The following is a 20,835-nucleotide window of genomic DNA, read 5'->3' as shown; positions in this document are numbered from 1 at the left end:
CGTTCGCCCGACTTACGCGGCCCCACTGGGGCCACGGTTCGGGCTCACCGCGCAGGGCGCGCGGCGGGAGTTCCGGCAGCGCCAGAGATCAGCGGGCGTGTTCGCCCTCGCCGAAGGCGCTGTCGGTGATGCGCTTCAGGAGGCTGGCGTAGTGTTCGAGGGTGCCGACCATGGCCCAGCCCGCCTCGTCGGGGTGGCAGTTGAAATGGTCGTCGCTGAGCGCCTGCAGGCGGGCGAGCATCTCGTCGATCTCGGCCTTCTTGCCGATGAAGGCCGCGAGTGCGGCCTCCTTGTTCCGGCGCGCCTTCTCGGCGCGGAGTTCGTGGCGCGGGGTGGTGATCGGGTTCAGGCGCGTGGTCATCTCGGTTGCTCCGGTTGAGTTGCATCGTCCTTGTGGGATGGACGTTCGCTCCGGTCGCGACGCTTATCAACTCGATAAGCACATGATTTGGAAAGATAATCGGAGCCGTCGATGCAGGGCATGAGCGAGCGCCAGTACGCCGCCCATGTCGGGCTGTCGCGGGGCGCGATCCAGAAAGCGAAGACCGCCGAGCGCCTGGTCCTTTATCCCGACGGCAGCATCAACGCGGCCGCCAGCGATGCGCGGCGCGCCGAGACAACAGACCCGTCGAAGACGAGGAAGCCGCCCGCGCCGAAGCTGAAGCCTGTCCCCGAGGCGGCGGTCGCCGCTGTCGGCGACACGCTCCGCGAACAGGGGCTGGCTGTCCCGGCGGTCGGCGGCGGCACGACCTTCCTGCAGGCCAAGACCGCAAACGAGGTGCTGAAGGCGCAGGAGCGGCGCATCCGGCTCCAGAAGCTGAAGGGGGAGTTGATCGAGCGCGCCCGCGCGCTGGCGCTGGTCTTCCGCCTGGCGCGGGAGGAACGGGACGCCTGGGTCAACTGGCCCGCGCGCGCCGCGGCGCTGATGGCGGCCGAGCTCTCTGCCTCGTGCAGCGACGCGACCGGCCAGCAGATCACCGTGGAGCCCGCCGCGATGCAGAAGGTCCTGGAGAGACATGTACGCGCCCACCTCGACGAACTCGCCGAGGTCCGGCCCGATTTCCGGTGACGATGACGCACTGACGGACTTCGACGGCGCGGGCGAGATCCTGCGCGCCTGGGGCAACGGGCTGCGGCCCGACCCCGACCTGACCGTTTCGGAATGGGCGGACCGGCACCGGATGCTGTCGGGCCGCGCCTCGGCCGAGCCAGGGCGGTATCGCACGGTACGCACGCCCTACATGCGCGAGATCATGGACCGGCTGAGCCCTGGCGATCCCACGCAGCGGATCGTGTTCATGAAGGCCGCGCAGGTCGGCGCGACCGAGGCGGGCAACAACTGGATCGGCTTCGCGATCCATCAGGCGCCGGGACCGATGCTGGCGGTCCAGCCGACGGTGGAATTGGCGAAACGCAACTCGCGCCAGCGGATCGATCCGCTGATCGACGAAAGTCCGGAGCTGCGGGAGCGGGTCAAACCGGCCCGGTCCCGCGACGCGGGCAACACGATGCTGTCGAAGGAGTTCGCCGGCGGCATCCTGATCATGACGGGCGCGAACTCGGCGGTCGGGCTGCGCTCGACCCCGGCGCGCTACATCTTCCTCGACGAGGTCGATGCCTATCCCGCCTCGGCCGACGAGGAAGGCGATCCGGTCACGCTGGCCGAGGCCCGGTCGCTGACCTTCGCCCATCGGCGCAAGGTCTACCTGGTGTCGACGCCGACCATCCGGGGGCTGTCGCGCATCGAGCGCGAGTTCGAGGCGTCCGACCAGCGCCGGTTCTTCGTGCCGTGCCCGCATTGCGGCGTGATGCAGTGGCTGAAGTTCGACCGGCTGCGCTGGCAGAAGGGCCGCCCTGAGACGGCGGAATATCCCTGCGAGGGTTGCGAACAGCCCATCGCGGAGCACCACAAGACGGCGATGCTGGAGGGTGGCGAATGGCGGGCGACCGCCACGGCCGCCGATCCGACCACGGTCGGGTATCACCTCTCGGCGCTTTATTCGCCGATCGGCTGGCTGAGCTGGGAGCGGATCGTGCGGGCATGGGACGCGGCGCAGGGGTCGGACGAGGCGATCAAGGCGTTCCGCAACACCATCCTCGGCGAGACCTGGGTGGAGACCGGGGAAGCGCCGGACTGGCAGCGGCTCTACGACCGCCGCGAGCGCTGGACATCCGGCACGGTGCCAGCGGGCGGGCTGTTCCTCACGGCCGGAGCCGACGTGCAGAAGGACCGGATCGAGGTCGATGTCTGGGCCTGGGGCCGCGGGCTGGAAAGCTGGCTCGTCGATCACGTCGTCATCGAGGGCGGACCGGATCGGCATGACGCTTGGTCGGAACTGACGGCGCTGCTGGATCGAAGCTGGCCGCACGAACGCGGCGCGCATCTGCGGATCGCGCGGCTCGCGATCGACACGGGCTACGAGGCCCCGGCCGTCTATTCCTGGTCGCGGGCGCAGGGGTTTGGGCAGGTGTCGCCGGTCAAGGGCGTCGAGGGGTTCAACCGCTCGAGCCCGGTGTCGGGGCCGACCTTCGTCGATGCGACCGAGGGAGGCAAACGCCTCCGGCGCGGGGCACGGCTCTGGACCGTGGCGGTTTCGACCTTCAAGGCCGAGACCTACCGCTTCCTGCGGCTGGCGCGCCCGACCGATGAGGAGATGGCCGACGGGGCGGCGTTCCCGCCCGGCTCGGTCCATCTGCCGCACTGGGTCGAGACCGAATGGCTGAAGCAGTTCGTGGCCGAGCAGCTGGTTACGGTGCGCACGAAACGCGGCTTCGCCCGGCTGGAATGGCAGAAGCTGCGCGAACGCAACGAGGCGCTGGATTGCCGGGTCTATGCCCGCGCCGCCGCCTGGATCGCGGGCGCGGACCGCTGGCCGGACGAGAAATGGCGCGACCTCGAGGATCAGCTCGGGGCGGCCCCCACCGACACCGATCCCGCCGGGCAGATCAACCGGCCGGGACAGGCCCCGCAGGGCAAGCGCCGCTCCGACTGGCTCGGGCGGCGTGGAGGATGGTTTTGACATGACCGACTGGACGGAAACCGAGCTCTCGGCGCTGCGCCGCGCCTATGCCAGCGGCACGACCCGGGTCAGCTATGACGGCAAGTCCGTGGATTACGGCTCGGCCGAGGACCTGCTCGCCCGTATCCGGACTATCGAGCGCGCCATCGCGGGCACCACGCGGCCGCTGCCCGTCGCCGGGCTGGCGGGCTTCTCGCGCGGGGACCGGTGATGTCGGCGACCTGGTTCGACCACGCCATCGCGACGGTGGCCCCGCGCATGGCCGCGCGCCGCGTGATGGCGCGTCAGGCGTTCGAGACCCTGACGCGGGGCTACGACGGGGCCGCGCGCGGACGGCGGACCGAGGGCTGGCGCGCGCCGGGATCCTCGGCCGACACCGAGATCGGCGTGGCCGGGGCGCTATTGCGCGACCGGATGCGCGATCTGGTCCGCAACAACCCGCATGCGGCCAAGGCCGTTGCGGTGCTGGTGAACAACATCATCGGCGCAGGCATCATGCCGCGCGCGGCCAGCGGCGACGACACGCTCGACCGCAAGGTGGACGCGCTCTTCGAACGCTGGACGGCGGAGTGCGATGCCGACGGCCAGCTCGACTTCTACGGCCTGCAGACGCTGATCTGCCGCGAGATGGTCGAGGCGGGAGAAGTCCTGGTGCGTCGCAGGCTGCGACGGACGAGCGACGGCCTGCCGGTGCCGCTGCAATTGCAGGTTCTGGAAGCCGACTTCCTCGACGCCACGAAATCCGGCGTCCTCGGCGCGGGGCGGCTGGTCCAGGGGATCGAGTTCGATCCGGTCGGCAAGCGCCGCGCCTACTGGCTCCATGCCGAGCATCCTGGCGACGCCTATGGTGCCTTGCAGAACGGGTTGCAGAGCCGCCCGGTCCCGGCGACCGAGATCGCCCATGTCTACGAGAAGCAGAGGACTCAGGCGCGCGGCGTCCCCTGGGGCGCGCCGGTGATCCGGTCCTTGCGCGATCTCGACGATTACGAGGTGGCGGAACTGGTCCGCAAGAAGACCGAGGCCTGCGTCACCGCCATCGTGTTTGGCGACGACGAGGCACAGCAGGGCATCGCGCCTTCGGTGGTTGACGCCGACGGCAACCGGGTCGAGCAGTTCGAGCCGGGGCTGATCGCCTATGCGCGCGGCGGCAAGGACATCCGCTTCAACCAGCCCGTCGCTACCGGCGGTTACGGCGAATACAAGCGGGCCAGCCTGCATACGATCTCGGCCGGGTTCCGGGTGCCCTACGAGCTAATGACCGGCGATCTCAGCCAGGTGAACTATTCCTCGATCCGCGCGGGCCTCGTCGAGTTCCGCCGCCAGATCGACGCCGTGCAGTGGCAGCTGTTCATCCCGATGTTCTGCGCGCCGGTCTGGCGATGGTTCACGGAAGCCGCATGGGCTGCAGGCCAAATCCCGTCGCCGACCGTGCCGGTCGAATGGTCGCCGCCGAAGTTCGAGGCGGTCGATCCGCAGAAGGACGCGATGGCGAACCTGCTGTCGATCCGGTCCGGCACCATGACGCTGGCCGAGGTGATTGCGAAACAGGGACGCAACCCGGACGCGGTGCTGGCAGAGATCGCCGCCACCAACGCCAAGCTCGACGGGCTGGGGCTGGTGCTCGACAGCGACCCGCGCCGCGTCACCAAGACCGGCAGCGCGCAGAGCAGCGATCCGGCGAACGACGACCCGGCCGCCGACGCGGACAATGACCCGGCGCAGGCCGACCAACAGGACTGACCTTCATGGACACGATGATCGAACTGCCGGCCATGCGCCGGTCGGCGGAGCTTGCTCCGAACACCGCCGATGCCGACAGCCGCACCGTCGAGGTGGTCTGGTCGACCGGGGCCCGCGTCCGCCGCGCCACCTTTTTCGGCGAGCCCTATGACGAGGAACTGAGCCTCGATCCCGCCCATGTGAGGCTCGACCGGCTGAACGCGGGCGCGCCGTTCCTGAAGGTGCATGAGCTCGACACGCTCGATGCAGTGATCGGCTCGGTCGTGCCGGGTTCGGCGAGGATCGAGAACGGCCGGGGCATCGCGCTCGTGCGCATCTCCGAGCGTGCCGATGTCGAGCCGATCTGGCGCGACATCCAGGCCGGGCACATCCGCGCGGTCTCCATCGGCTACCAGGTCCACCGCTTCGAGGTCTCGAAACCCGAGGCCGCCCGCGAACTCTGGCGCGCAGTGGACTGGACCCCGTTCGAGGTCTCCGCCGTCGCGGTCGGGGCTGACCCCGCCGCGGGCTTCCGCGCCCAGCATCCCCTTCACGACTGCGTCCTCCACCGCCGGGACGCCCCTTCAAGCACGAAAGGATCGATCCCGATGACGGACAAGACCGAAACCCCGGCAAGCGACGCCGCAACCCCCACCACCCAGCCGACCGCGCCGGTCGAAACCGAGGACACCCCCATGACCGAGCCGAAAGCGGCTGCGCCCGACCCGAAGGTCGCGGCCAGTGAGACACGCGCGCAGCCGAAGATGCAGGCAACTCCTGCACCCGACACCGAAGCGGTCGCCACCCGCGCCCGCGAGGCCGAGCGCGATCGCGTCTCCACGATCTACGATCTGGCCGGGCGGCTGAACCTCGAGCGCGGCTTCGCCGAGGATCTGGTCAAGCGCGGCGTCAGCGTCGACGAGTCCCGCCGCCTGATCCTCGACCAGGTCGCCGCGAAGTCGGACGAGACCCGGACCTTCCCCCATGTCTCTGTCCCGCTGGGCGGCCGGGACGAGCGCATCACCCGCCGCGACGCGGTGGCCAACGCGCTGCTGCACCGCTACAGCCCGACGCTCTTCCAGCTCGAGGACGCCGCGCGCCAGTACCGCGGCATGACGCTGCTGGAACTGGCCCGCGAAAGCCTCGGCAATGCCGGGGTCAACACGCGGGGCCTGTCGCGTGACGAGGTGGCGACGCGGGCGCTGCACTCCACCTCCGACTTCCCCGAGATCCTGTCGGCGGTCACCAACAAGACGCTCCGGCAAGCCTATGAGGCCTATCCCCGGACCTTCATGCTGTTCTGCCGTCAGGTGCTCGCCACCGACTTCAAGGCCATGCACCGTGTCCAGCTTGGCGAGGCGCCGCAGCTGCTGGAGGTCGGCGAGAGCGGCGAGTTCAAGCGCGGGACGCTGGGCGAGAGCAAGGAGAGCTACAAGGTCAAGACCTATGGCCGGGTGGTCGCGATCACGCGCCAGACGCTGATCAACGATGATCTCGACGCCTTCACCCGGATCCCGGCGATGTACGGCAACTCCATCGCCCAGCTGGAATCGGACGTGGTCTGGGGCATCATCACCGCCAACCCGGCGATGGCCGACGGCAACGCGCTGTTCCACACCACGCACAAGAACCTCGCGGGGACCGGCGCGGCGCTCGATGTCAGCAGCGTGGGCGCGGCCCGCGCCGCCATGGCCAAGCAGACGGGGCTCGACAAGAAGACGGTGCTGAACGTCCGCCCCGCCTTCCTGATCGTGCCCGCCTCGCTGGAGCTGAAGGCCGAGCAGCTGGTCGCGCAGAACCTCGTGCCCGCCGCGACCTCCAGCGTGGTGCCGCAGTCGATCCGCACGTTGGCGCCGATCAGCGAGCCGCGCCTCGACGCCGCCAGCGAGACCGCCTGGTATCTGGCGGCCAGCCCGAACCAGATCGACACCATCGAGTACGCCTATCTCGAGGGCCAGCAGGGCGCCTACATCGAGACCCGCAACGGCTTCGACGTGGACGGCGTCGAGATCAAATGCCGCCTCGACTTCGGCGCCAAGGCCATCGACTGGCGCGGTCTCTACAAGAACCCGGGCGCGTAAGGCGCGCTTCCTGAACCCTGACACACGGGGCGGTCCAATCGGGCCGCCCTTCGTCTTTCCACAAGGATCCCCGTCATGAAAAACTACGTCCAGCCCGGCAACACCATCACCCTGACCGCGCCCTACGCCGTCGCCTCCGGCGATGGCCTGCTCGTCGGCTCCATCTTCGGCATCGCGGCCGGGGACGCCGCCCTCGGCGATCCCGTCGAGGCAGCACTCGTCGGCGTCTTCGACATCACAAAGGTCGGCTCGCAGGCCTGGACCGTGGGCGCCAAGGTCTATTGGGACGACACCAACAAGCGCTGCACCACGGTCGCCACCGACAACACGTCTGTAGGCGTGGCCGTCGAGGCGGTGGCGAGCGGTGCGGGCGACACCATCGGCCGGGTGCGCCTGAACGCGGCCTTCTGATGAGCGCCTTCGCCGCCGCCGTCGGCGCGCTCTTCGCCGATCCGAACATCGGCCGGGACGCGGTCTATATCGCCGACGGCGGCGCACCCGTGCTGGTGCGCGTCATCGCCCTGCGCGCGGATGTCGTCTCCGACTTCGGTGATGCGCGGCTCTGGTCGGAAACCACCCGCATCGATTTGCGTGTCGGCGAGGTGGCGAACCCGCGTCCCGGCGACCGGATCGAGATCGACGGCGACGCCTTCCTCATCCAGGGCGAGCCCATCCGCGACCGCGAGCGGCTGGTCTGGACCGTAGATCTGAGGCCCGCGTGAAACTGAAGCTCGACATCGATCCCGACATCGTCGCGATGATGGCGGCCGAGGTGGCGGCGGGCGAACGCGCGGTGACCGCCGCCATGCGCGAGGCCGGGTCCGGGCTGAAGAGCGCATGGCGGTTGCAGATCACTGGCGCGGGGCTCGGCACACGGCTGGCCAACTCGATCCGGAGCCAGAGCTTCCCGAGGTCGGGCGAGAGCCTGGACGCGGCAGCGCTGGTCTGGTCGAAGGCGCCGGTGATCGTCGGCGCGCACGACACGGGCCCGCTGATCCGCTCGAAGGATGGGGTCTGGCTGGCGATTCCGCTGCCCGCCGCAGGCAAGTCCCTGCGCGGCGGCCGGATCACGCCTGGCGAATGGGAACGGCGACGCGGGTTGCGGCTGCGGTTCGTCTATCGCCGCACGGGCCCGAGCCTGCTGGTGGCCGAAGGGCGGCTGAACACGAAGGGCCAGGCGGTGGTGTCGCGCTCGAAGACCGGTCGCGGCAAGGTCACCGCACCGATCTTCCTGCTCGTGCCGCAGGTCAAGCTGCCGAAGCGGCTGGACCTGGCACGGGATGCGGACCGGGCATTGGACAGCGTGCCGGGGCTGATCGTGGCGAACTGGCTAGCGGGTGGATTACCCTAACAACCGTAGGATCAACGACTTGACCTAGATATTTGTTGTCGCAAGATGCGGCTTTCCCTAACCTCCTAGGCATTTCGTGGAGGCAGTATGAGCGAGACAGAACAGAAAAACATGCCGCCGAATAGCCAAGGGTCCAGAGGTAACTTTGTCACAAGGCATGTAGCCGAAGGGCTTGCAATTCTCATTTCTTGCCTTGCCTTACTTGTCTCAAGCATCGGCCCGTATCAGGAATACTATCTGCAGCGATCTGCGCTTGGAATACAGCTGGTATCCTTTGGCTTCTCACCCACCCCAGGAGTGGCCGAGTGCTTCTTTGACATCGCATCTTTCAATACCGGAAACAGGCCTTCTGCCATCCTTGATGTGGTTTTGTTGGTTCAAAGCCGTGTAGAGAACGAGGAAGGATTCTCGTCGGATGGAGTTACACTCCGTTCCGACAGTGCAAATTTGGACTTTGAGGGACTGGTTGTCGATCCTGGAGCACTTTCTGTTTCACGGGTTCTGTTTCAACGCTGCCATGTGCCGTGGCTATTTCAGACGATAACTGAGGGTACGCAGATGGACATACAGATTCACTCGATGGACAGCAGTGGAAATCGGTTTGAGACACTGATTCCAGTAGGGATATTTGCTTCCTTGTCCGAAAGCGAGCTGCATGTTGATTTATTTCTTAGAGGTAAAACGGACGTACTAGGAAATTTCATGTACGAGCTGGAATCGCCACCAAGCGGAGCGCTGTACATCACAAAAACAGGTGATGATGCTTATACTTTTACGGTGGAAGAAAGGTACTCAAGGCGATTCAATTAATGGGTCTTGGACGGGAGTGGCTTTCGAGTTCGGAGATTTAAATGAATGAACCGAACTGTGGTTCGACAAGCATTCCATACTCAACTTTTACGGCACATGCGCCGCTCCAATCAAGGCTTCGAGATCCCCAATGCCCACCCCCCGCGAAATCATCCTCGCCGCGCTGCACGCGCGGCTCTCGGCGCTGCCTGCCACTGCCCTGCGCGGTGAGGTGCTGCCGGAGCGCGTGCCGACTGATGGCCTGCTGATCCTGCGCGACGGCGAGCCGGGGGAGCCGGAGGTGACGCTGTCGCCGCTCGCCTACCACTACCAGCACCGCGCCGAGATCGAGGCGGTCGTGCAAGGCGCCGACCGTGACATTGCCTTCGACACGCTGACCGCCAGCATCGGCGCGGCGCTCGCCGCCGACCGGACGCTGGGTGGGCTCTGCGACTGGGTCGAGGCGGAAGCGCCGAGGCCAGTCGATCTGCCGGTCGAGGGTGCGGCCAGCCTGAAGGCCGCCGTGATCCCGGTCGTCCTGCACTACACCACGGCCGACCCGCTCGGCTGATCCCGACAACCCGAGGAGAACACCATGGCACGAGCCCAAGGGGCGCGGGCGCAGATGGCGCTTGCGTTCGAGACCACGTATGGCACGCCGCCCGCTGGCGGCTTCACGAAGATGCCCTTCGCCAGCACCACGCTCGGCGCGGAGCAGCCGCTGCTGAACTCCGAGCTTCTCGGCTATGGCCGCGATCCGCTGGCACCGATCAAGGATGCGGTGACGGCCGACGGCGACGTCGTCGTGCCGCTCGATGCCGAAGCGTTCGGTTTCTGGCTGAAAGCGGCCTTCGGCTCACCGACGACCACGGGCACCGGCCCTTGGACGCACGAATTCCAGTCGGGCGCCTGGACGCTGCCGAGCCTCTCAATCGAGACCGGCATGCCCGAGGTGCCGCGCTACGCCATGTATTCCGGCTGCGTGCTCGACCAGATCACCTGGCAGATGCAGCGCTCGGGGCTGCTGACCGCGACGGCCCGGCTGGTGGCGCAGGGCGAGACGGTCGGGACCACGGCCAGCGCCGGAACGCCCGCCGCGCTGGAACTGAAGCGCTTCGGCCATTTCAACGGGTCGATCACGCGGAACGGTTCGGCCCTCGGCAACGTGGTCTCGGCCGACATCACCTATGCCAACAATCTCGACCGGATCGAGACCATCCGTTCGGACGGCCGCATCGACGGCGCGGATCCCTCCATCGCCGCGTTGACCGGCTCCATCGAGGTTCGGTTCGCCGACAGCACACTGGTGACGCAGGCGATCAACGGCGATCCCTGCGAGCTCGAGTTCGCCTACGTCCTGCCGTCCGGCGAGAGCTTCACCTTCACCGTTCACGCCGTCTACCTGCCGCGCCCGCGCATCGAGATTTCCGGGCCGCAGGGCGTGCAGGCGACCTTCGACTGGCAGGCCGCGCGCGACAGCGTCGTCGGCCGGATGTGCACCGCCACCCTTGTGAACGATGTGGAGACGTATTGATGCTGACGCTCGACCTGACCAATGCGCCCCGCTGGCATGACCTCGCCCCTGGCGTCCGTGTGCAGCTGCGCCCGCTGACCACCGCTCTGATGGTGGCGACCCGCAGTGATCCCGCCGTCGAGGCGGTGCCGGACGAGGCGTCCGACGAGGAACGCGCCGTCGCCTTCGCCAAGGCGCTGGCGCGGCGGGCGGTGCTCGCCTGGGACGGTATCGGAAATGCGGAAGGCAAGCCGATCGATCCCAGCCCTGAGGCTATTGACGCGCTGCTCGACATCTGGCCGATCTTCGAGGCGTTCCAGTTGACCTATGTCTCGAAGGGCCTGCTGCTGGAACAGGAAAAAAACGACTCCGCGCTCTCGCCGAATGGTTCTTCGGCGGGGGCGACCGATATTGCGACGCCTGCCAAACGACGTGCCCGGACTGCCCGGCGCGGCTAAACCGGCCGCTGACCCTTGAGGGCTGGCAGGTCTGGGACCTGGTCGGCCGCCTCGGCGGCCAACTCCGGGTTCTGCCCGGCGCGGTGATCGGCTGGGACATGTCGGCGGCGCTCGCCCTTGGCGACGCCCTCGGCGTGCCAACCACTGCTGCGGCCGAACTGCTGCCCGTCATCGAAGCGGTGATGGTTGCGAAACTCAACGAACAGATGGAACGCCCCAATGGCTGAAAAACGCGTCAGCGTCCGCCTTGCGGCGGTCGGTGGTCGGCAGGTGCGCGCCGAACTGGAAGGCGTCGGTGAAGCCGGTGCCCGAGGCTTCGGACGGCTCAGCCGGGAGATGGAGGCCGCGAACACCAGGCTTGCGGCCTTCTCGCGGCGGGTGCGTGTGGCCGCCGCAGCCGCCGTGGCTGCAGCCGCCGCCGCTGGCGTGGCGATGATCCGCTCGGGCCTCCAGACCGTCGATACGCAGGCGAAACTCGCGCAGTCGCTCGGCACCACCGTCGCCTCGATCCAGACGTTGGAGCGCGCGGGCGAGTTGGCGGGCGTTTCGATGTCCGGCATCGAGCAGGCCACGAAGGATCTGACGCGTCGTCTCAGCCAGGCGGCCGCCGGGAGCGGTCCCGCGGCCGACGCGCTCGACCGGCTGGGGCTCTCGGCCAATGAGCTTATCGCCCTGCCGCTGGACCAGCGCGTCGGCGCGATCAACGCCGCCATCGAAGAGTTCGTGCCCGCTGCAGAACGCGCGGCCGTCGCGGGTCAGCTTTTCGGCGAGGAAGGCTCCATCGCCATGTCGCGCATCGACACTGCGACACTGCGCCAGGCGACCGAGGACGTGCTTGCCTTCGGCGTCGTCGTTTCCGAACAGGACGCCGACCAGATCGAGCGCACGAACGATGCCATCTCCCGGCTTGAGCTGATCTGGCGCGGGCTCTCGAACCAGCTGGCCGTCGCTGCGGCCCCGGCGCTCGAGGCGGTTGCCAACGCCATGGCCGCTATCGCCAGCCGGACCGGCCCGCTCGGCATCGTCATTCGCGGCCTCTTCGACAATATCGGCCGCCTGACCACCTATGCCGTGACCTTCGCGGCCTTCCTCGCGGGCCGCTGGGTCGCAGGGCTGGCCGCCGCCGCGCTGTCGGTCCGCGGGTTGGCCACCGCGCTCGTCGTGTTTCGCGGGGCGCTGATCCGCACCGGCATCGGTGCTCTGATCGTCGGCGTCGGGGAGCTGATCTATCAACTTTCCCAAATCGTCGCCCGCGTGGGCGGGGTCGGCGAAGCGTTCCGGCTGCTCTCCGATCTGGCCTCCGAGGTCTGGTCGCGGGTCGGGCTCGCGCTCGACGCCGCGCTGGCCCGAATGGCCGCCGGATGGGAGGGGCTGAAGGCCGCAGCACTCTCGGCGCTCGACGGGACTGTCGCGGGCGTCGTGGGGTTCGGTGACCGCACCGTCGCGATCTTCCAAGGAGCCTATGACGGCGCGGTGGCGATCTGGGGCAGCCTGCCGGGAGCTATCGGCGATTTCGCCTACCAGGCCGCGAACGGGCTGATCGGCGGGGTCGAGGCGATGCTGAACGGTGTCGTCACCCGCATCAACAGCTTTATCGAGACGCTGAACGCCGCGCTGGCCCTGTTGCCCGAATGGGCGACAGGGGAAGGCGGGGTGCGGATCGGCACGCTCGATCCGGTCGACCTGAGCCGGATCGATAACCCCTTCGAGGGCGCGGCAACGGCGGCTGGTACCGCGGCGGCCGATGCGTTCTCGGCGGCGCTTTCTCGGACCTACATCACTCCGCCCGATCTCGGTCTCGGCGCCATGGCGGATGATGCGAGTGCCCGAGCCGATGCCTATCGCGAGGCCGCGGGCATGCTGACCGATGCCGCGACCCGGCCGCTTGCTGCCTGGCAGGCGCTGAAGGATGCCGTGACCGGGTCCGGCACGGAGGCCGAGGTCGCGCTGACGGACGCCGCGACCGCCGCCGATGCGCTCGCGACCGGGCTCGACGACACCACTGCCGCTGCCAATGGTGCAGGAGGTGCTGCCCGCGACGCCGGAACCGCCGCTGGCGAAGGGGCGGAGCATGCCCTGACCGGATGGCAGGCGGTGACGGCGGCGCTCTCGGATTATGCCAGCCGGGCACGTGAGATCGGCGGCGATATCGGCCAGAGCCTTGTCAGCGCCTTCCAGTCGGCCGAGGACGCGGTCGGTGAGTTCGTGAAGACCGGCAAGCTGAACTTCCGCGATCTGGTGACCTCGCTCATCGCCGATCTGGCAAAACTGGCGGCGCGGCGGTTCATCCTCGGCCCCATCGCCAACGCGCTCTCGGGCGCGCTCGGCGGCGCGGGCAGGATCTTCGCCAATATCCTGCACGCGGGCGGTATGGTCGGATCGGCCGGGCCTTCGCGCATGGTCCCGGCCATGGCCTTTGCCGCCGCACCCCGGATGCATTCGGGCGGCGCGGTTGGCCTTCGCCACGACGAGGTGCCCGCGATCCTGCAGCGGGGCGAGCGTGTGCTCTCGCGCCGCGAAGCGCAGAGCTACGGCGCGGGCGGCGGGGTCAACGTCACCATCATGGCGCGCGACGCCGAGAGCTTCCGGCAGTCCCGCACGCAGGTAGCGGCGGACATCGCCCGGGCGGTCGCGCTGGGGCGCCGGGGGATGTAAGCCATGGCGTTCCATGAGGTCCGGTTTCCCGACAACATCAGTCGCGGCGCGCGGGGTGGGCCGGAACGGCGCACGCAAATCGTCGAGCTTGCCTCGGGCGACGAGGAACGCAACGCCAGCTGGGCCAACTCGCGCCGTCGCTACGATGTCGCCTATGGCATCCGCCGTGCCGATGATCTGGCAGCGGTCGTCGCCTTCTTCGAGGCCCGCAACGGTCGCCTCCATGGCTTCCGGTTCAAGGACTGGGGCGATCACAAGTCCTGCCTGCCCTCGGGAGCACCGACCCCGACAGATCAGATGATCGCCACCGGCGATGGCACGACGACCGCTTTCCAGCTGGTGAAGCGCTACACCTCGGGAAGCCAGACATGGGTGCGGACGATCACCAAGCCAGTCGCGGGTTCGGTCACCATCTCCTTGAATGGCGCACCCCAGGCCTCAGGCTGGTCCCTCGATACCACGACCGGCGTCATCACCTTCACCACCGCGCCGGGCGCTGGCGTCGCGGTCACCGCTGGCTTCGAGTTCGATGTCCCGGTCCGCTTCGACACCGACGCGCTCGACGTGACGCTCGACCTCGAGCGGCTGGGCACGATCACCTCCATCCCGCTTCTGGAGATCCGACGATGAATGACGAAACCGGATTTCTGGCGGCGGCGCTGAAGGAACTGATCGCCTCTACCGCCGTGATCCTCGCCGCCTGGGGTGCGCTCGGGGGCGCGACCAACGCGCTGACGACGAAGATGCGGCTGCGCGACGCGCTGCGCCACATCCTGCTTGGCGGTCTGATCGCGGCCGGGATGGGCAGCCTGTCGATGGCGATCATCACCCGCTGGCTTGGCCTGCCGCCCGAGGCGATCCCGGCCGGAGGCGCGGCTGGCTCGGCCGCCTATCTGGTTGGCGTTTTCGGCCCCGCCTTCATCGAGGTGCTGCTCGCCCGTCTGCACCATGCCGGGAAAGGCGATGGCGATGCATGACCTTCTCCGCCTCGCGCGCTCCCTGCGCTGCGACCCGTCCGATCCCGGCCAGGCCTTCCGCCACCGGCTGGGCGTCGGCCTCGCCGTCGCCGCGCTGATCCTCATCCTCTCTCTTCTGGGGTAATTTCCATGCAGATGACCGACCGGGGCTTTCTGGCCCTCGTCCGGCACGAAGGCATCGTGCCCGGACCCTACACGGATGTGAAACAGGTCTGGACCTTCGGCATTGGCCACACGGCTGCAGCCGGTCTGCTTGACCCGGCCACCATGCCGCGCGGCATGCCCGCCGATCTCGACGCCGGGATCCGCGAGGCGTTCCGGGTCTTCCGGTCCGACCTCGCGCGCTACGAGGCCGCCGTCCTGCGCGCCGTGAAGGTGCCGCTGGCCCCGCACGAGTTCGATGCGCTGGTCTCGTTTCACTACAACACCGGCGGCATCGCCAAGGCGGCGCTGACCCGGCACCTGAACGCGGGCGACCGGGCAGCTGCGGCAACAGCCTTCATGGGTTGGCTCAAACCCGCCGCGATCCGCCCGCGCCGCGAGGCAGAACGCGATCTCTTCGCCACGGGCTGCTATCCCGCCGGAACGATCCCCGTCTGGTCGGTCGACCGCAACGGCCGCGTCGATTTCTCGCGACCGATCCGGCGCCTGACCGAGGACGAGGCGCTGGCGCTGCTGCGCCCCGCAAGCGTGCCGGTGCCGACGCAATCCGTTGTCGCCTCGTCCTGGTGGCGGAGGCTTTTGGACCATTTCAAAGGAAAGGCAACATCATGAACTGGAACCTCGCGCGTGGGCTGATCTACCTTGCCTGTCTGGCGGCCTCTGGCCTGGCGATGGGCGGGCTGGCTGTTTTCGATCTGGCGACCGGCACCTTCGACCTGAGGCCCTTCAACCTCTACGCGCTGACCGGCGCTGGCGGCGGTGTCGTCTCGTCCGCACTGGCCTTTCTGGCGGTGCTTCGCGGCTGGGGGCGAAAGTGAAATCCCTCGCTCCATCTCTGCAAGTCCATCTCGACGAGGGCACGACGACGCTCGGCTGGTGCTGGCGTATCGCCCGGGCCGACGGCGTCACCTTCGGCTTCACTGACCACGACCGCACGCTGAGCTTCGACGGCACCGACTTCGAACCGGAGAGCGGGCTGACGGCGTCCGAGGTCCGCTCGGGCTCGGATCTGTCGGTCGATGCGCAGGACGCGGAAGGTGTGCTGACCTCCGACCGGATCACCGAGACCGACATCCTCGATGGCCGCTGGGACAACGCGGCGGTCGAGGTCTGGCGGGTGAACTGGGCCGACACCGCGCAGCGCGTGCTGATGCGGCGTGGCGCCATCGGCCAGATTCGGCGCGGGCGGCTGGCCTTCGTGGCCGAGGTCCGCTCGCTCGCCCATGTGCTGGGCCAGACGGTCGGGCGGACCTTCCAGGCGACCTGCGACGCCGCGCTCGGCGATGGGCGCTGCGGCGTCGATCTCGAGGATCCGGCGTTCAAGGGCACGGGCGCCGTCATCGATCTCCTGCGGGACCGGGCCTTCACCGCCTCAGGCCTCGGTGGGTTCGCCTCCGGCTGGTTCACCTTCGGCACGTTGGACTGGACGAGCGGCGCGAATGCGGGGCGGCGCACCGAGGTGCTGGGCCATGACGTCACCGACGGCATTGCTGTCCTGACACTGCTCGAAGTGCCGGTGCGGTCCATCTCTGAGGGCGATGACTTCACCATTCGCGCGGGTTGCGACAAGCGCATGGAGACATGCGGGGCGAGGTTCGCCAACACCGTCAACTTCCGAGGCTTCCCGCATATCCCCGGCCAGGACGCGGTGCTGCGCTATGCCACGAAGGATGGCGGCCACGAGGGGTCTGTGCTGTGAACGCCAATCCGACGCGCGTCGTCGCCGTCGCACGCTCGTGGCTCGGCACGCCGTATCACGACCAGGCGAGCCTCAAGGGCGTCGGCTGCGATTGCCTCGGGCTGGCCCGGGGCGTCTGGCGCGAGGTCGTCGGGCCAGAGCCGTTCCCGATCCCGCCCTACAGCCGGGACTGGGGCGAGACGGGCCCGCGCGAAGTTCTGGCCGAGGGCGCGCGACGGATGATGCCGGAGATCGTCCCGGCAGATGCCGGTCCCGGTGCGCTGGTCCTCTTTCGGATGCTGCCGCGCGCCATCGCTAAGCATGTCGGGATACTGACTGGCCCCGACACCTTCCTCCATGCCTACGAGCGGCTCGGCGTGATCGAGGAGCCGCTCACGGCAGCCTGGCGGCGGCGCATCGCCTTCGCTTTCCTCTTCCCGCAACGCTGAGACCCCGACATGGCCACCCTCATTCTCGGTGCCGCCGGTGCCGCCATCGGCGGCTCGATCGGTGGCGCGATCCTCGGCGTGAGTGCCGCGACCATCGGCGGCTTCATCGGCTCCACCATCGGCTCGGTCGTTGACAGCTGGATCGTGTCCTCGCTCGCACCGACGCAGCGGATCGAAGGGGCGCGGCTCGACAGCTTGCGCATCACCTCCTCGACCGAGGGGGCGGTGATCCCGCGGCTCTACGGCCGCATGCGGATCGGCGGCAACATCATCTGGGCCACCGATTTCCGCGAGGAGACAAAGACAACCACGCAGGGCGGCGGCAAGGGCGGTGGAGGCGGCAAGGTCAAGACGACCGAATATCTGTACTATGCAAGCTTTGCCGTGGCGCTCTGCGAGGGGCCGATCACCGGGATCGGGCGCATCTGGGCGGACGGCAAGCCGATGGACCTCTCCGGCGTCACCTGGCGCTGGTATCCGGGCGACGAGACGCAGTCGGCCGATCCGTTCATTTCGGCCAAGATGGGGGCGGCGAACACTCCGGCCTATCGCGGCACGGCCTATGTCGTCTTCGAGGAACTGCCGCTGTCGAGCTACGGCAACCGCCTGCCGCAGCTCTCCTTCGAGGTGTTCCGGCCACTCGCCGACCCCGACACGGCCGAAGGCCTGACCCGCGCCGTCACCCTGATCCCGGCCTCGGGGGAGTTCACCTATGCCACCCAATCCATCCGCAAATCCTCGGGCGGCGCGACGCAAGCCGAAAACTTGAACGCGTGCGCGGACACCGCCGACATGGTGGTCGCGCTTGACCGCCTGCAGGCCATGGCGCCGGCCGTCGAGAGCGTCAGCCTCGTCGTCGCCTGGTTCGGCGACGACCTGCGCGCGGGATCGTGCAAGCTGCGCCCCGGCGTCGAGGTTGCGGCAAAATCCACGGCGCCGGTCGGCTGGTCGGTCAATGGCGTCAGCCGCGCCAATGCCTTCCTCGTCAGCCGCGATGACCAGGATCGCCCCGTCTATGGCGGCACGCCGGCCGACTTCGCTGTCGTCGAGGCAATCAAGGAGATGAAGGCGCGCGGGCTGCGGGTGACCTTCTATCCCTTCATCCTGATGGACGTCCCGCCCGGCAACACGCTGCCGAACCCGTATTCCGACAACGCCGCCGAGACGGGCCAGCCCACATTCCCCTGGCGCGGCCGGATCACCTGTTCGCCCGCGGCGGGCTATGCCGGGAGCGTGGACAAGACGGCCACGGCTTCGAGCCAGGTCGCGGCCTTCTTCGGCAGCGCGGCCCCCTCCGACTTCGCGATCTCGGGCGACACCGTCTCCTGGACCGGCCCGTCCGGCGACTGGGGTCTGCGCCGCATGATGCTGCATTACGCGCATCTCTGCGCGGTGGCGGGCGGGGTCGATGCTTTCCTGATCGGCTCTGAGATGCGCGGCCTGAGCACCATCCGCTCGGGCGCCAGCAGCTATCCGGCCGTCACCGCGTTCAAGGCGCTCGCTGCCGATGTGCGCGCCATTCTCGGGGCGGGGACGGAGATCGGCTATGCGGCCGACTGGTCCGAGTATTTCGGGCACCATCCCAGCGACGGCAGTGGCGACGTCTATTTCCACCTCGACCCGCTCTGGGCCGATCCGGAGATCGATTTCGTCGGCATCGACAACTACATGCCGCTGTCGGACTGGCGCGACGGGTTCGGGCACGCCGACGCGACCGAAAGCTGGCCCGCGATCTACGACCGGGCCTATCTGCAGGCGAACATCGCGGGCCGCGAAGGTTTCGACTGGTTTTATGCATCGGCAGCCGACCGTTCGGCGCAGGTGCGCACCCTGATCACCGATGGCGCCGCCGGCAAGCCGTGGGTCTTCCGCTACAAGGATCTGCGCGCCTGGTGGTCGAACCCGCATTTCAACCGGCCGGGCGGGGTGGAGAGCGGCACGCCCACCGCTTGGGTGCCGCAATCGAAGCCCGTCTGGTTCACGGAACTCGGTTGCCCCGCCACCGACCGAGGCACCAACCAGCCGAACGTCTTCTTCGACCCCAAGTCGTCCGAGAGCTTCACGCCCTACTTTTCGCGCGGCTGGCGCGACGACGCAATCCAGCGCGCCTATCTCGAGGCCAGTTACCTCTGGTGGGGTCAGGGCGCGAACAACCCGACCTCGTCTGTCTACGGCGGCCGCATGGTCCACGTTCCCGAATGCGCCGCCTGGACCTGGGACGCGCGGCCCTATCCGTTCTTCCCGGAACTGACCGGGGTCTGGACGGACGGGCCGAATTGGCGGCTCGGGCACTGGCTGACAGGGAGGCTGGGCGCGGTGTCGCTCGCGGCGCTTGTCCGCCATCTCTGTCTGCGCGCGGGCATGCCGGAGGTGAGGATCGACGTCACCGGCCTCTGGGGCGCGGTCGAGGGCTACGCCATCACCGCGCTGGAAAGCCCGCGCGCCTCGATCACCACGCTCTCGCGGCATTTCGGGTTTGATGCCGTCGAGACCGAGGGCATCATCCGCTTCGTGATGCGCGGCCGGGCCTCCGTCGCCACCATCGCGCCGGACGATCTGGTCGCCACCAGCGAGGGCGACGTGCTGGAACTGACGCGCGGCCAGGAGACGGAACTGCCGCAGGCCCTGAAATGGCAGCTGGCCCGCGCCGACGAGGATTACGACGCGGCGCTCGTCGAGGCGCGACGCATCACCGTCGACACCACGCGCATCGCCTCGGAAAGCTTCCCGATGGCGGTGCCGCCCGAGGAAGCCGAGCGCCGCTGCCGCCGCGCGCTGATGGAAGCATGGGTCGGGCGCGAGACGGCGGCCTTCCGTCTGCCGCCATCGCGGCTCACGCTCGATCCGGCCGACGTGATCCGGCTTGCCCATGACGGACGCGAGGTCGAGTTCCGGCTGGTGTCCGTCGCCGATGCCGAGGCGCGCGGCATCGAGGCCGTCCGCCAGGATTGGGAAGCTTACGATCTGCCGCCCGGCAATCCCCGCGCGGCATCGCTGACGAGGGCCGTGGTGTTCGGCGCGCCGGACGCGGTCCTCTTGGACCTGCCACAGCTCTCCGAGGACCAGCCCGCCCATCGGCCGCTCATCGCAGCGCACGCGGTTCCCTGGCCGGGCGAGATGGCGGTGTTCCGCAGCCCTTCGAGCGACGGCTTTGAGCTGCTGACGACCTTTGGAAGCCGGACGTGGATCGGCGTCCTGGTTTCGGACCTCTACGCGGGCCCCACCTCGCGCTTCGACCTCGGCAACGCGCTGGTGGTCGACCTGCTGACCGGCACCCTGGAGAGCGTCACCGACCTGACCCTGTTCGGCGGCGCCAATGCGCTGGCGGTGGAAACCGCGCCGGGCATTTGGGAGATCGTGCAGGCGGGCACGGCGGAACTGCTGGCGCCCGGTCGCTATCGCCTGACCCGGCTTCTGCGTGGCCAGCGCGGCACCGAGAGCGCGATGGGCAACCCGGCCCCTGCAGGCGCGCGGGTCGTAGTGCTGGACGAGAGCCTCGCCCCGCTGCCGATTGCCGAGGCCGATCTCGGGCTGCCCTGGAACTGGCGCATCGGCCCGGCAAGCCGACCGGTCAGCGACGAGACCTATGTGGCGCAGAGCTTCACGCCAGTGGGCATGGGGCTGCGGCCGTTCTCCGTCGCCCATGTCGCGCAGCCTTGGCGCGCGCCGCGCACACCCGGCGATCTGACCATCCGCTGGACGCGGCGGTCCCGCGCCCTCTCGGCCGACAATTGGGGCGCAGTCGAGGCGTCGCTGGCTGAAGAAATCGAGGCCTACGAGGTCGAGATCCTCGACGGCGCCACGGTGAAGCGAGTGCTGTCTACGACCACGACCAGCGCGGTCTACACCGCCGCCCAGCAGACCGCCGACTGGGGCGCGCTGCTCGGCCCCGGCGACACGCTCACCATCCGCATCTTCCAGCTCTCCGCCCTCGTCGGGCGGGGCGCAGCGAAGACCGTCACGCTCAGCTTCTGAAGGCAATC

General features: G+C 68.5%; 23 protein-coding genes. 22 read left to right on the top strand and 1 reads right to left on the bottom strand.

The window, feature by feature from the left end; translation table 11 throughout:
* Window positions 1–88 precede the first annotated feature (88 nt).
* Complete coding sequence (locus Q5Y72_RS04305) at window positions 89–361, bottom strand: hypothetical protein (RefSeq protein WP_066813809.1); 273 nt, start codon at window positions 359–361, stop codon at window positions 89–91.
* Window positions 362–472: 111 nt separating this feature from the next.
* On the opposite strand from Q5Y72_RS04305, the gene Q5Y72_RS04300 reads away from it, so the two are divergent.
* From Q5Y72_RS04300 to Q5Y72_RS04195, 22 genes are all read left to right on the top strand, one after another.
* Complete coding sequence (locus tag Q5Y72_RS04300; RefSeq protein WP_109667485.1) at window positions 473–1,069, top strand: hypothetical protein; 597 nt, start codon at window positions 473–475, stop codon at window positions 1,067–1,069.
* Window positions 1,017–3,020: a phage terminase large subunit family protein gene (locus Q5Y72_RS04295; protein ID WP_305962168.1), complete on the top strand. Its 2,004-nt coding sequence runs from the start codon at window positions 1,017–1,019 to the stop codon at window positions 3,018–3,020. Before Q5Y72_RS04300 ends, Q5Y72_RS04295 begins: the two co-directional genes overlap by 53 nt.
* Window position 3,021: 1 nt before the next feature.
* Window positions 3,022–3,231 (top strand): phage head-tail joining protein, encoded by a 210-nt coding sequence (locus Q5Y72_RS04290; protein WP_028030714.1) that lies wholly within the window; start codon window positions 3,022–3,024, stop codon window positions 3,229–3,231.
* Window positions 3,231–4,760 (top strand): phage portal protein, encoded by a 1,530-nt coding sequence (locus Q5Y72_RS04285; protein WP_305962167.1) that lies wholly within the window; start codon window positions 3,231–3,233, stop codon window positions 4,758–4,760. The genes Q5Y72_RS04290 and Q5Y72_RS04285 overlap by 1 nt, the downstream gene beginning before the upstream one ends.
* A 5-nt stretch (window positions 4,761–4,765) precedes the next feature.
* Window positions 4,766–6,820: a prohead protease/major capsid protein fusion protein gene (locus Q5Y72_RS04280; RefSeq protein WP_305962166.1), complete on the top strand. Its 2,055-nt coding sequence runs from the start codon at window positions 4,766–4,768 to the stop codon at window positions 6,818–6,820.
* 75 nt (window positions 6,821–6,895) lie between these two features.
* Window positions 6,896–7,231 carry a DUF2190 family protein gene (locus Q5Y72_RS04275; protein WP_305962165.1) on the top strand — a complete coding sequence of 112 codons (336 nt, stop codon included), beginning with the start codon at window positions 6,896–6,898 and terminating at the stop codon, window positions 7,229–7,231.
* Window positions 7,231–7,542, top strand: a complete 312-nt coding sequence (locus Q5Y72_RS04270; RefSeq protein WP_305962164.1) for a head-tail joining protein — start codon at window positions 7,231–7,233, stop codon at window positions 7,540–7,542. Before Q5Y72_RS04275 ends, Q5Y72_RS04270 begins: the two co-directional genes overlap by 1 nt.
* Window positions 7,539–8,171, top strand: a complete 633-nt coding sequence (locus tag Q5Y72_RS04265) for a DUF6441 family protein (protein ID WP_305962163.1) — start codon at window positions 7,539–7,541, stop codon at window positions 8,169–8,171. The genes Q5Y72_RS04270 and Q5Y72_RS04265 overlap by 4 nt, the downstream gene beginning before the upstream one ends.
* An 87-nt stretch (window positions 8,172–8,258) precedes the next feature.
* On the top strand, window positions 8,259–8,981 hold the full coding sequence (locus Q5Y72_RS04260) for a hypothetical protein (protein WP_305962162.1): 723 nt from the start codon (window positions 8,259–8,261) through the stop codon (window positions 8,979–8,981).
* Between the two features lie 130 nt (window positions 8,982–9,111).
* Window positions 9,112–9,531, top strand: a complete 420-nt coding sequence (locus Q5Y72_RS04255; RefSeq protein ID WP_305962161.1) for an acyl-CoA transferase — start codon at window positions 9,112–9,114, stop codon at window positions 9,529–9,531.
* A 24-nt stretch (window positions 9,532–9,555) separates the two neighbouring features.
* A complete protein-coding gene (locus Q5Y72_RS04250; RefSeq protein WP_305962160.1) occupies window positions 9,556–10,494 on the top strand; it encodes a phage tail tube protein in 939 nt (312 codons plus the stop codon).
* Window positions 10,494–10,931, top strand: a complete 438-nt coding sequence (locus tag Q5Y72_RS04245) for a hypothetical protein (protein WP_305962159.1) — start codon at window positions 10,494–10,496, stop codon at window positions 10,929–10,931. Before Q5Y72_RS04250 ends, Q5Y72_RS04245 begins: the two co-directional genes overlap by 1 nt.
* A gap of 83 nt (window positions 10,932–11,014) precedes the next feature.
* On the top strand, window positions 11,015–11,158 hold the full coding sequence (locus Q5Y72_RS04240) for a DUF7697 family protein (RefSeq protein WP_305962158.1): 144 nt from the start codon (window positions 11,015–11,017) through the stop codon (window positions 11,156–11,158).
* Entirely contained in the window at window positions 11,151–13,586 is a 2,436-nt protein-coding gene (locus tag Q5Y72_RS04235; RefSeq protein ID WP_305962157.1) for a phage tail tape measure C-terminal domain-containing protein, read from the top strand. The genes Q5Y72_RS04240 and Q5Y72_RS04235 overlap by 8 nt, the downstream gene beginning before the upstream one ends.
* A 3-nt stretch (window positions 13,587–13,589) precedes the next feature.
* The gene (locus Q5Y72_RS04230; protein WP_305962156.1) at window positions 13,590–14,216 is read left to right on the top strand and encodes a DUF2460 domain-containing protein; all 627 of its coding nucleotides are present in this window, start codon (window positions 13,590–13,592) and stop codon (window positions 14,214–14,216) included.
* Window positions 14,213–14,563, top strand: coding sequence for a hypothetical protein (locus tag Q5Y72_RS04225; RefSeq protein WP_305962155.1), 351 nt, complete (start codon window positions 14,213–14,215; stop codon window positions 14,561–14,563). The genes Q5Y72_RS04230 and Q5Y72_RS04225 overlap by 4 nt, the downstream gene beginning before the upstream one ends.
* The gene (locus tag Q5Y72_RS04220) at window positions 14,556–14,687 is read left to right on the top strand and encodes a hypothetical protein (protein WP_305962154.1); all 132 of its coding nucleotides are present in this window, start codon (window positions 14,556–14,558) and stop codon (window positions 14,685–14,687) included. The genes Q5Y72_RS04225 and Q5Y72_RS04220 overlap by 8 nt, the downstream gene beginning before the upstream one ends.
* Before the next feature lie 5 nt (window positions 14,688–14,692).
* Window positions 14,693–15,337 carry a lysozyme gene (locus Q5Y72_RS04215; protein ID WP_305962153.1) on the top strand — a complete coding sequence of 215 codons (645 nt, stop codon included), beginning with the start codon at window positions 14,693–14,695 and terminating at the stop codon, window positions 15,335–15,337.
* Window positions 15,334–15,543, top strand: coding sequence for a hypothetical protein (locus Q5Y72_RS04210; RefSeq protein WP_305962152.1), 210 nt, complete (start codon window positions 15,334–15,336; stop codon window positions 15,541–15,543). The genes Q5Y72_RS04215 and Q5Y72_RS04210 overlap by 4 nt, the downstream gene beginning before the upstream one ends.
* Window positions 15,540–16,424 (top strand): phage/gene transfer agent baseplate hub protein, encoded by an 885-nt coding sequence (locus tag Q5Y72_RS04205; RefSeq protein ID WP_305962151.1) that lies wholly within the window; start codon window positions 15,540–15,542, stop codon window positions 16,422–16,424. Before Q5Y72_RS04210 ends, Q5Y72_RS04205 begins: the two co-directional genes overlap by 4 nt.
* Complete coding sequence (locus Q5Y72_RS04200) at window positions 16,421–16,852, top strand: NlpC/P60 family protein (RefSeq protein WP_305962150.1); 432 nt, start codon at window positions 16,421–16,423, stop codon at window positions 16,850–16,852. Before Q5Y72_RS04205 ends, Q5Y72_RS04200 begins: the two co-directional genes overlap by 4 nt.
* 9 nt (window positions 16,853–16,861) lie before the next feature.
* Window positions 16,862–20,827: a baseplate multidomain protein megatron gene (locus tag Q5Y72_RS04195; protein WP_305962149.1), complete on the top strand. Its 3,966-nt coding sequence runs from the start codon at window positions 16,862–16,864 to the stop codon at window positions 20,825–20,827.
* Window positions 20,828–20,835: the final 8 nt, after the last annotated feature.

Source organism: Paracoccus spongiarum (genome assembly GCF_030732095.1).
GTDB classification, from domain to species: Bacteria; Pseudomonadota; Alphaproteobacteria; order Rhodobacterales; family Rhodobacteraceae; genus Paracoccus; species Paracoccus spongiarum.
The sequence above is the reverse complement of the archived record's forward strand: the minus strand, read 5'-3'. Positions and strand labels throughout refer to the sequence as shown.

What these genes read in the sequence shown, in the direction of transcription:
- Q5Y72_RS04260 (WP_305962162.1), top strand. Translation starts at nt 8,259, where the DNA reads ATGAGCGAGACAGAACAGAAAAACATGCCGCCGAATAGCCAAGGGTCC.
- Q5Y72_RS04280 (WP_305962166.1), top strand. Translation starts at nt 4,766, where the DNA reads ATGGACACGATGATCGAACTGCCGGCCATGCGCCGGTCGGCGGAGCTT.
- Q5Y72_RS04235 (WP_305962157.1), top strand. Translation starts at nt 11,151, where the DNA reads ATGGCTGAAAAACGCGTCAGCGTCCGCCTTGCGGCGGTCGGTGGTCGG.
- Q5Y72_RS04285 (WP_305962167.1), top strand. Translation starts at nt 3,231, where the DNA reads ATGTCGGCGACCTGGTTCGACCACGCCATCGCGACGGTGGCCCCGCGC.
- Q5Y72_RS04270 (WP_305962164.1), top strand. Translation starts at nt 7,231, where the DNA reads ATGAGCGCCTTCGCCGCCGCCGTCGGCGCGCTCTTCGCCGATCCGAAC.
- Q5Y72_RS04230 (WP_305962156.1), top strand. Translation starts at nt 13,590, where the DNA reads ATGGCGTTCCATGAGGTCCGGTTTCCCGACAACATCAGTCGCGGCGCG.
- Q5Y72_RS04220 (WP_305962154.1), top strand. Translation starts at nt 14,556, where the DNA reads ATGCATGACCTTCTCCGCCTCGCGCGCTCCCTGCGCTGCGACCCGTCC.
- Q5Y72_RS04290 (WP_028030714.1), top strand. Translation starts at nt 3,022, where the DNA reads ATGACCGACTGGACGGAAACCGAGCTCTCGGCGCTGCGCCGCGCCTAT.
- Q5Y72_RS04250 (WP_305962160.1), top strand. Translation starts at nt 9,556, where the DNA reads ATGGCACGAGCCCAAGGGGCGCGGGCGCAGATGGCGCTTGCGTTCGAG.
- Q5Y72_RS04275 (WP_305962165.1), top strand. Translation starts at nt 6,896, where the DNA reads ATGAAAAACTACGTCCAGCCCGGCAACACCATCACCCTGACCGCGCCC.
- Q5Y72_RS04225 (WP_305962155.1), top strand. Translation starts at nt 14,213, where the DNA reads ATGAATGACGAAACCGGATTTCTGGCGGCGGCGCTGAAGGAACTGATC.
- Q5Y72_RS04255 (WP_305962161.1), top strand. Translation starts at nt 9,112, where the DNA reads ATGCCCACCCCCCGCGAAATCATCCTCGCCGCGCTGCACGCGCGGCTC.
- Q5Y72_RS04210 (WP_305962152.1), top strand. Translation starts at nt 15,334, where the DNA reads ATGAACTGGAACCTCGCGCGTGGGCTGATCTACCTTGCCTGTCTGGCG.
- Q5Y72_RS04245 (WP_305962159.1), top strand. Translation starts at nt 10,494, where the DNA reads ATGCTGACGCTCGACCTGACCAATGCGCCCCGCTGGCATGACCTCGCC.
- Q5Y72_RS04195 (WP_305962149.1), top strand. Translation starts at nt 16,862, where the DNA reads ATGGCCACCCTCATTCTCGGTGCCGCCGGTGCCGCCATCGGCGGCTCG.
- Q5Y72_RS04305 (WP_066813809.1), bottom strand. Translation starts at nt 361, where the DNA reads ATGACCACGCGCCTGAACCCGATCACCACCCCGCGCCACGAACTCCGC.
- Q5Y72_RS04295 (WP_305962168.1), top strand. Translation starts at nt 1,017, where the DNA reads ATGTACGCGCCCACCTCGACGAACTCGCCGAGGTCCGGCCCGATTTCC.
- Q5Y72_RS04215 (WP_305962153.1), top strand. Translation starts at nt 14,693, where the DNA reads ATGCAGATGACCGACCGGGGCTTTCTGGCCCTCGTCCGGCACGAAGGC.
- Q5Y72_RS04300 (WP_109667485.1), top strand. Translation starts at nt 473, where the DNA reads ATGCAGGGCATGAGCGAGCGCCAGTACGCCGCCCATGTCGGGCTGTCG.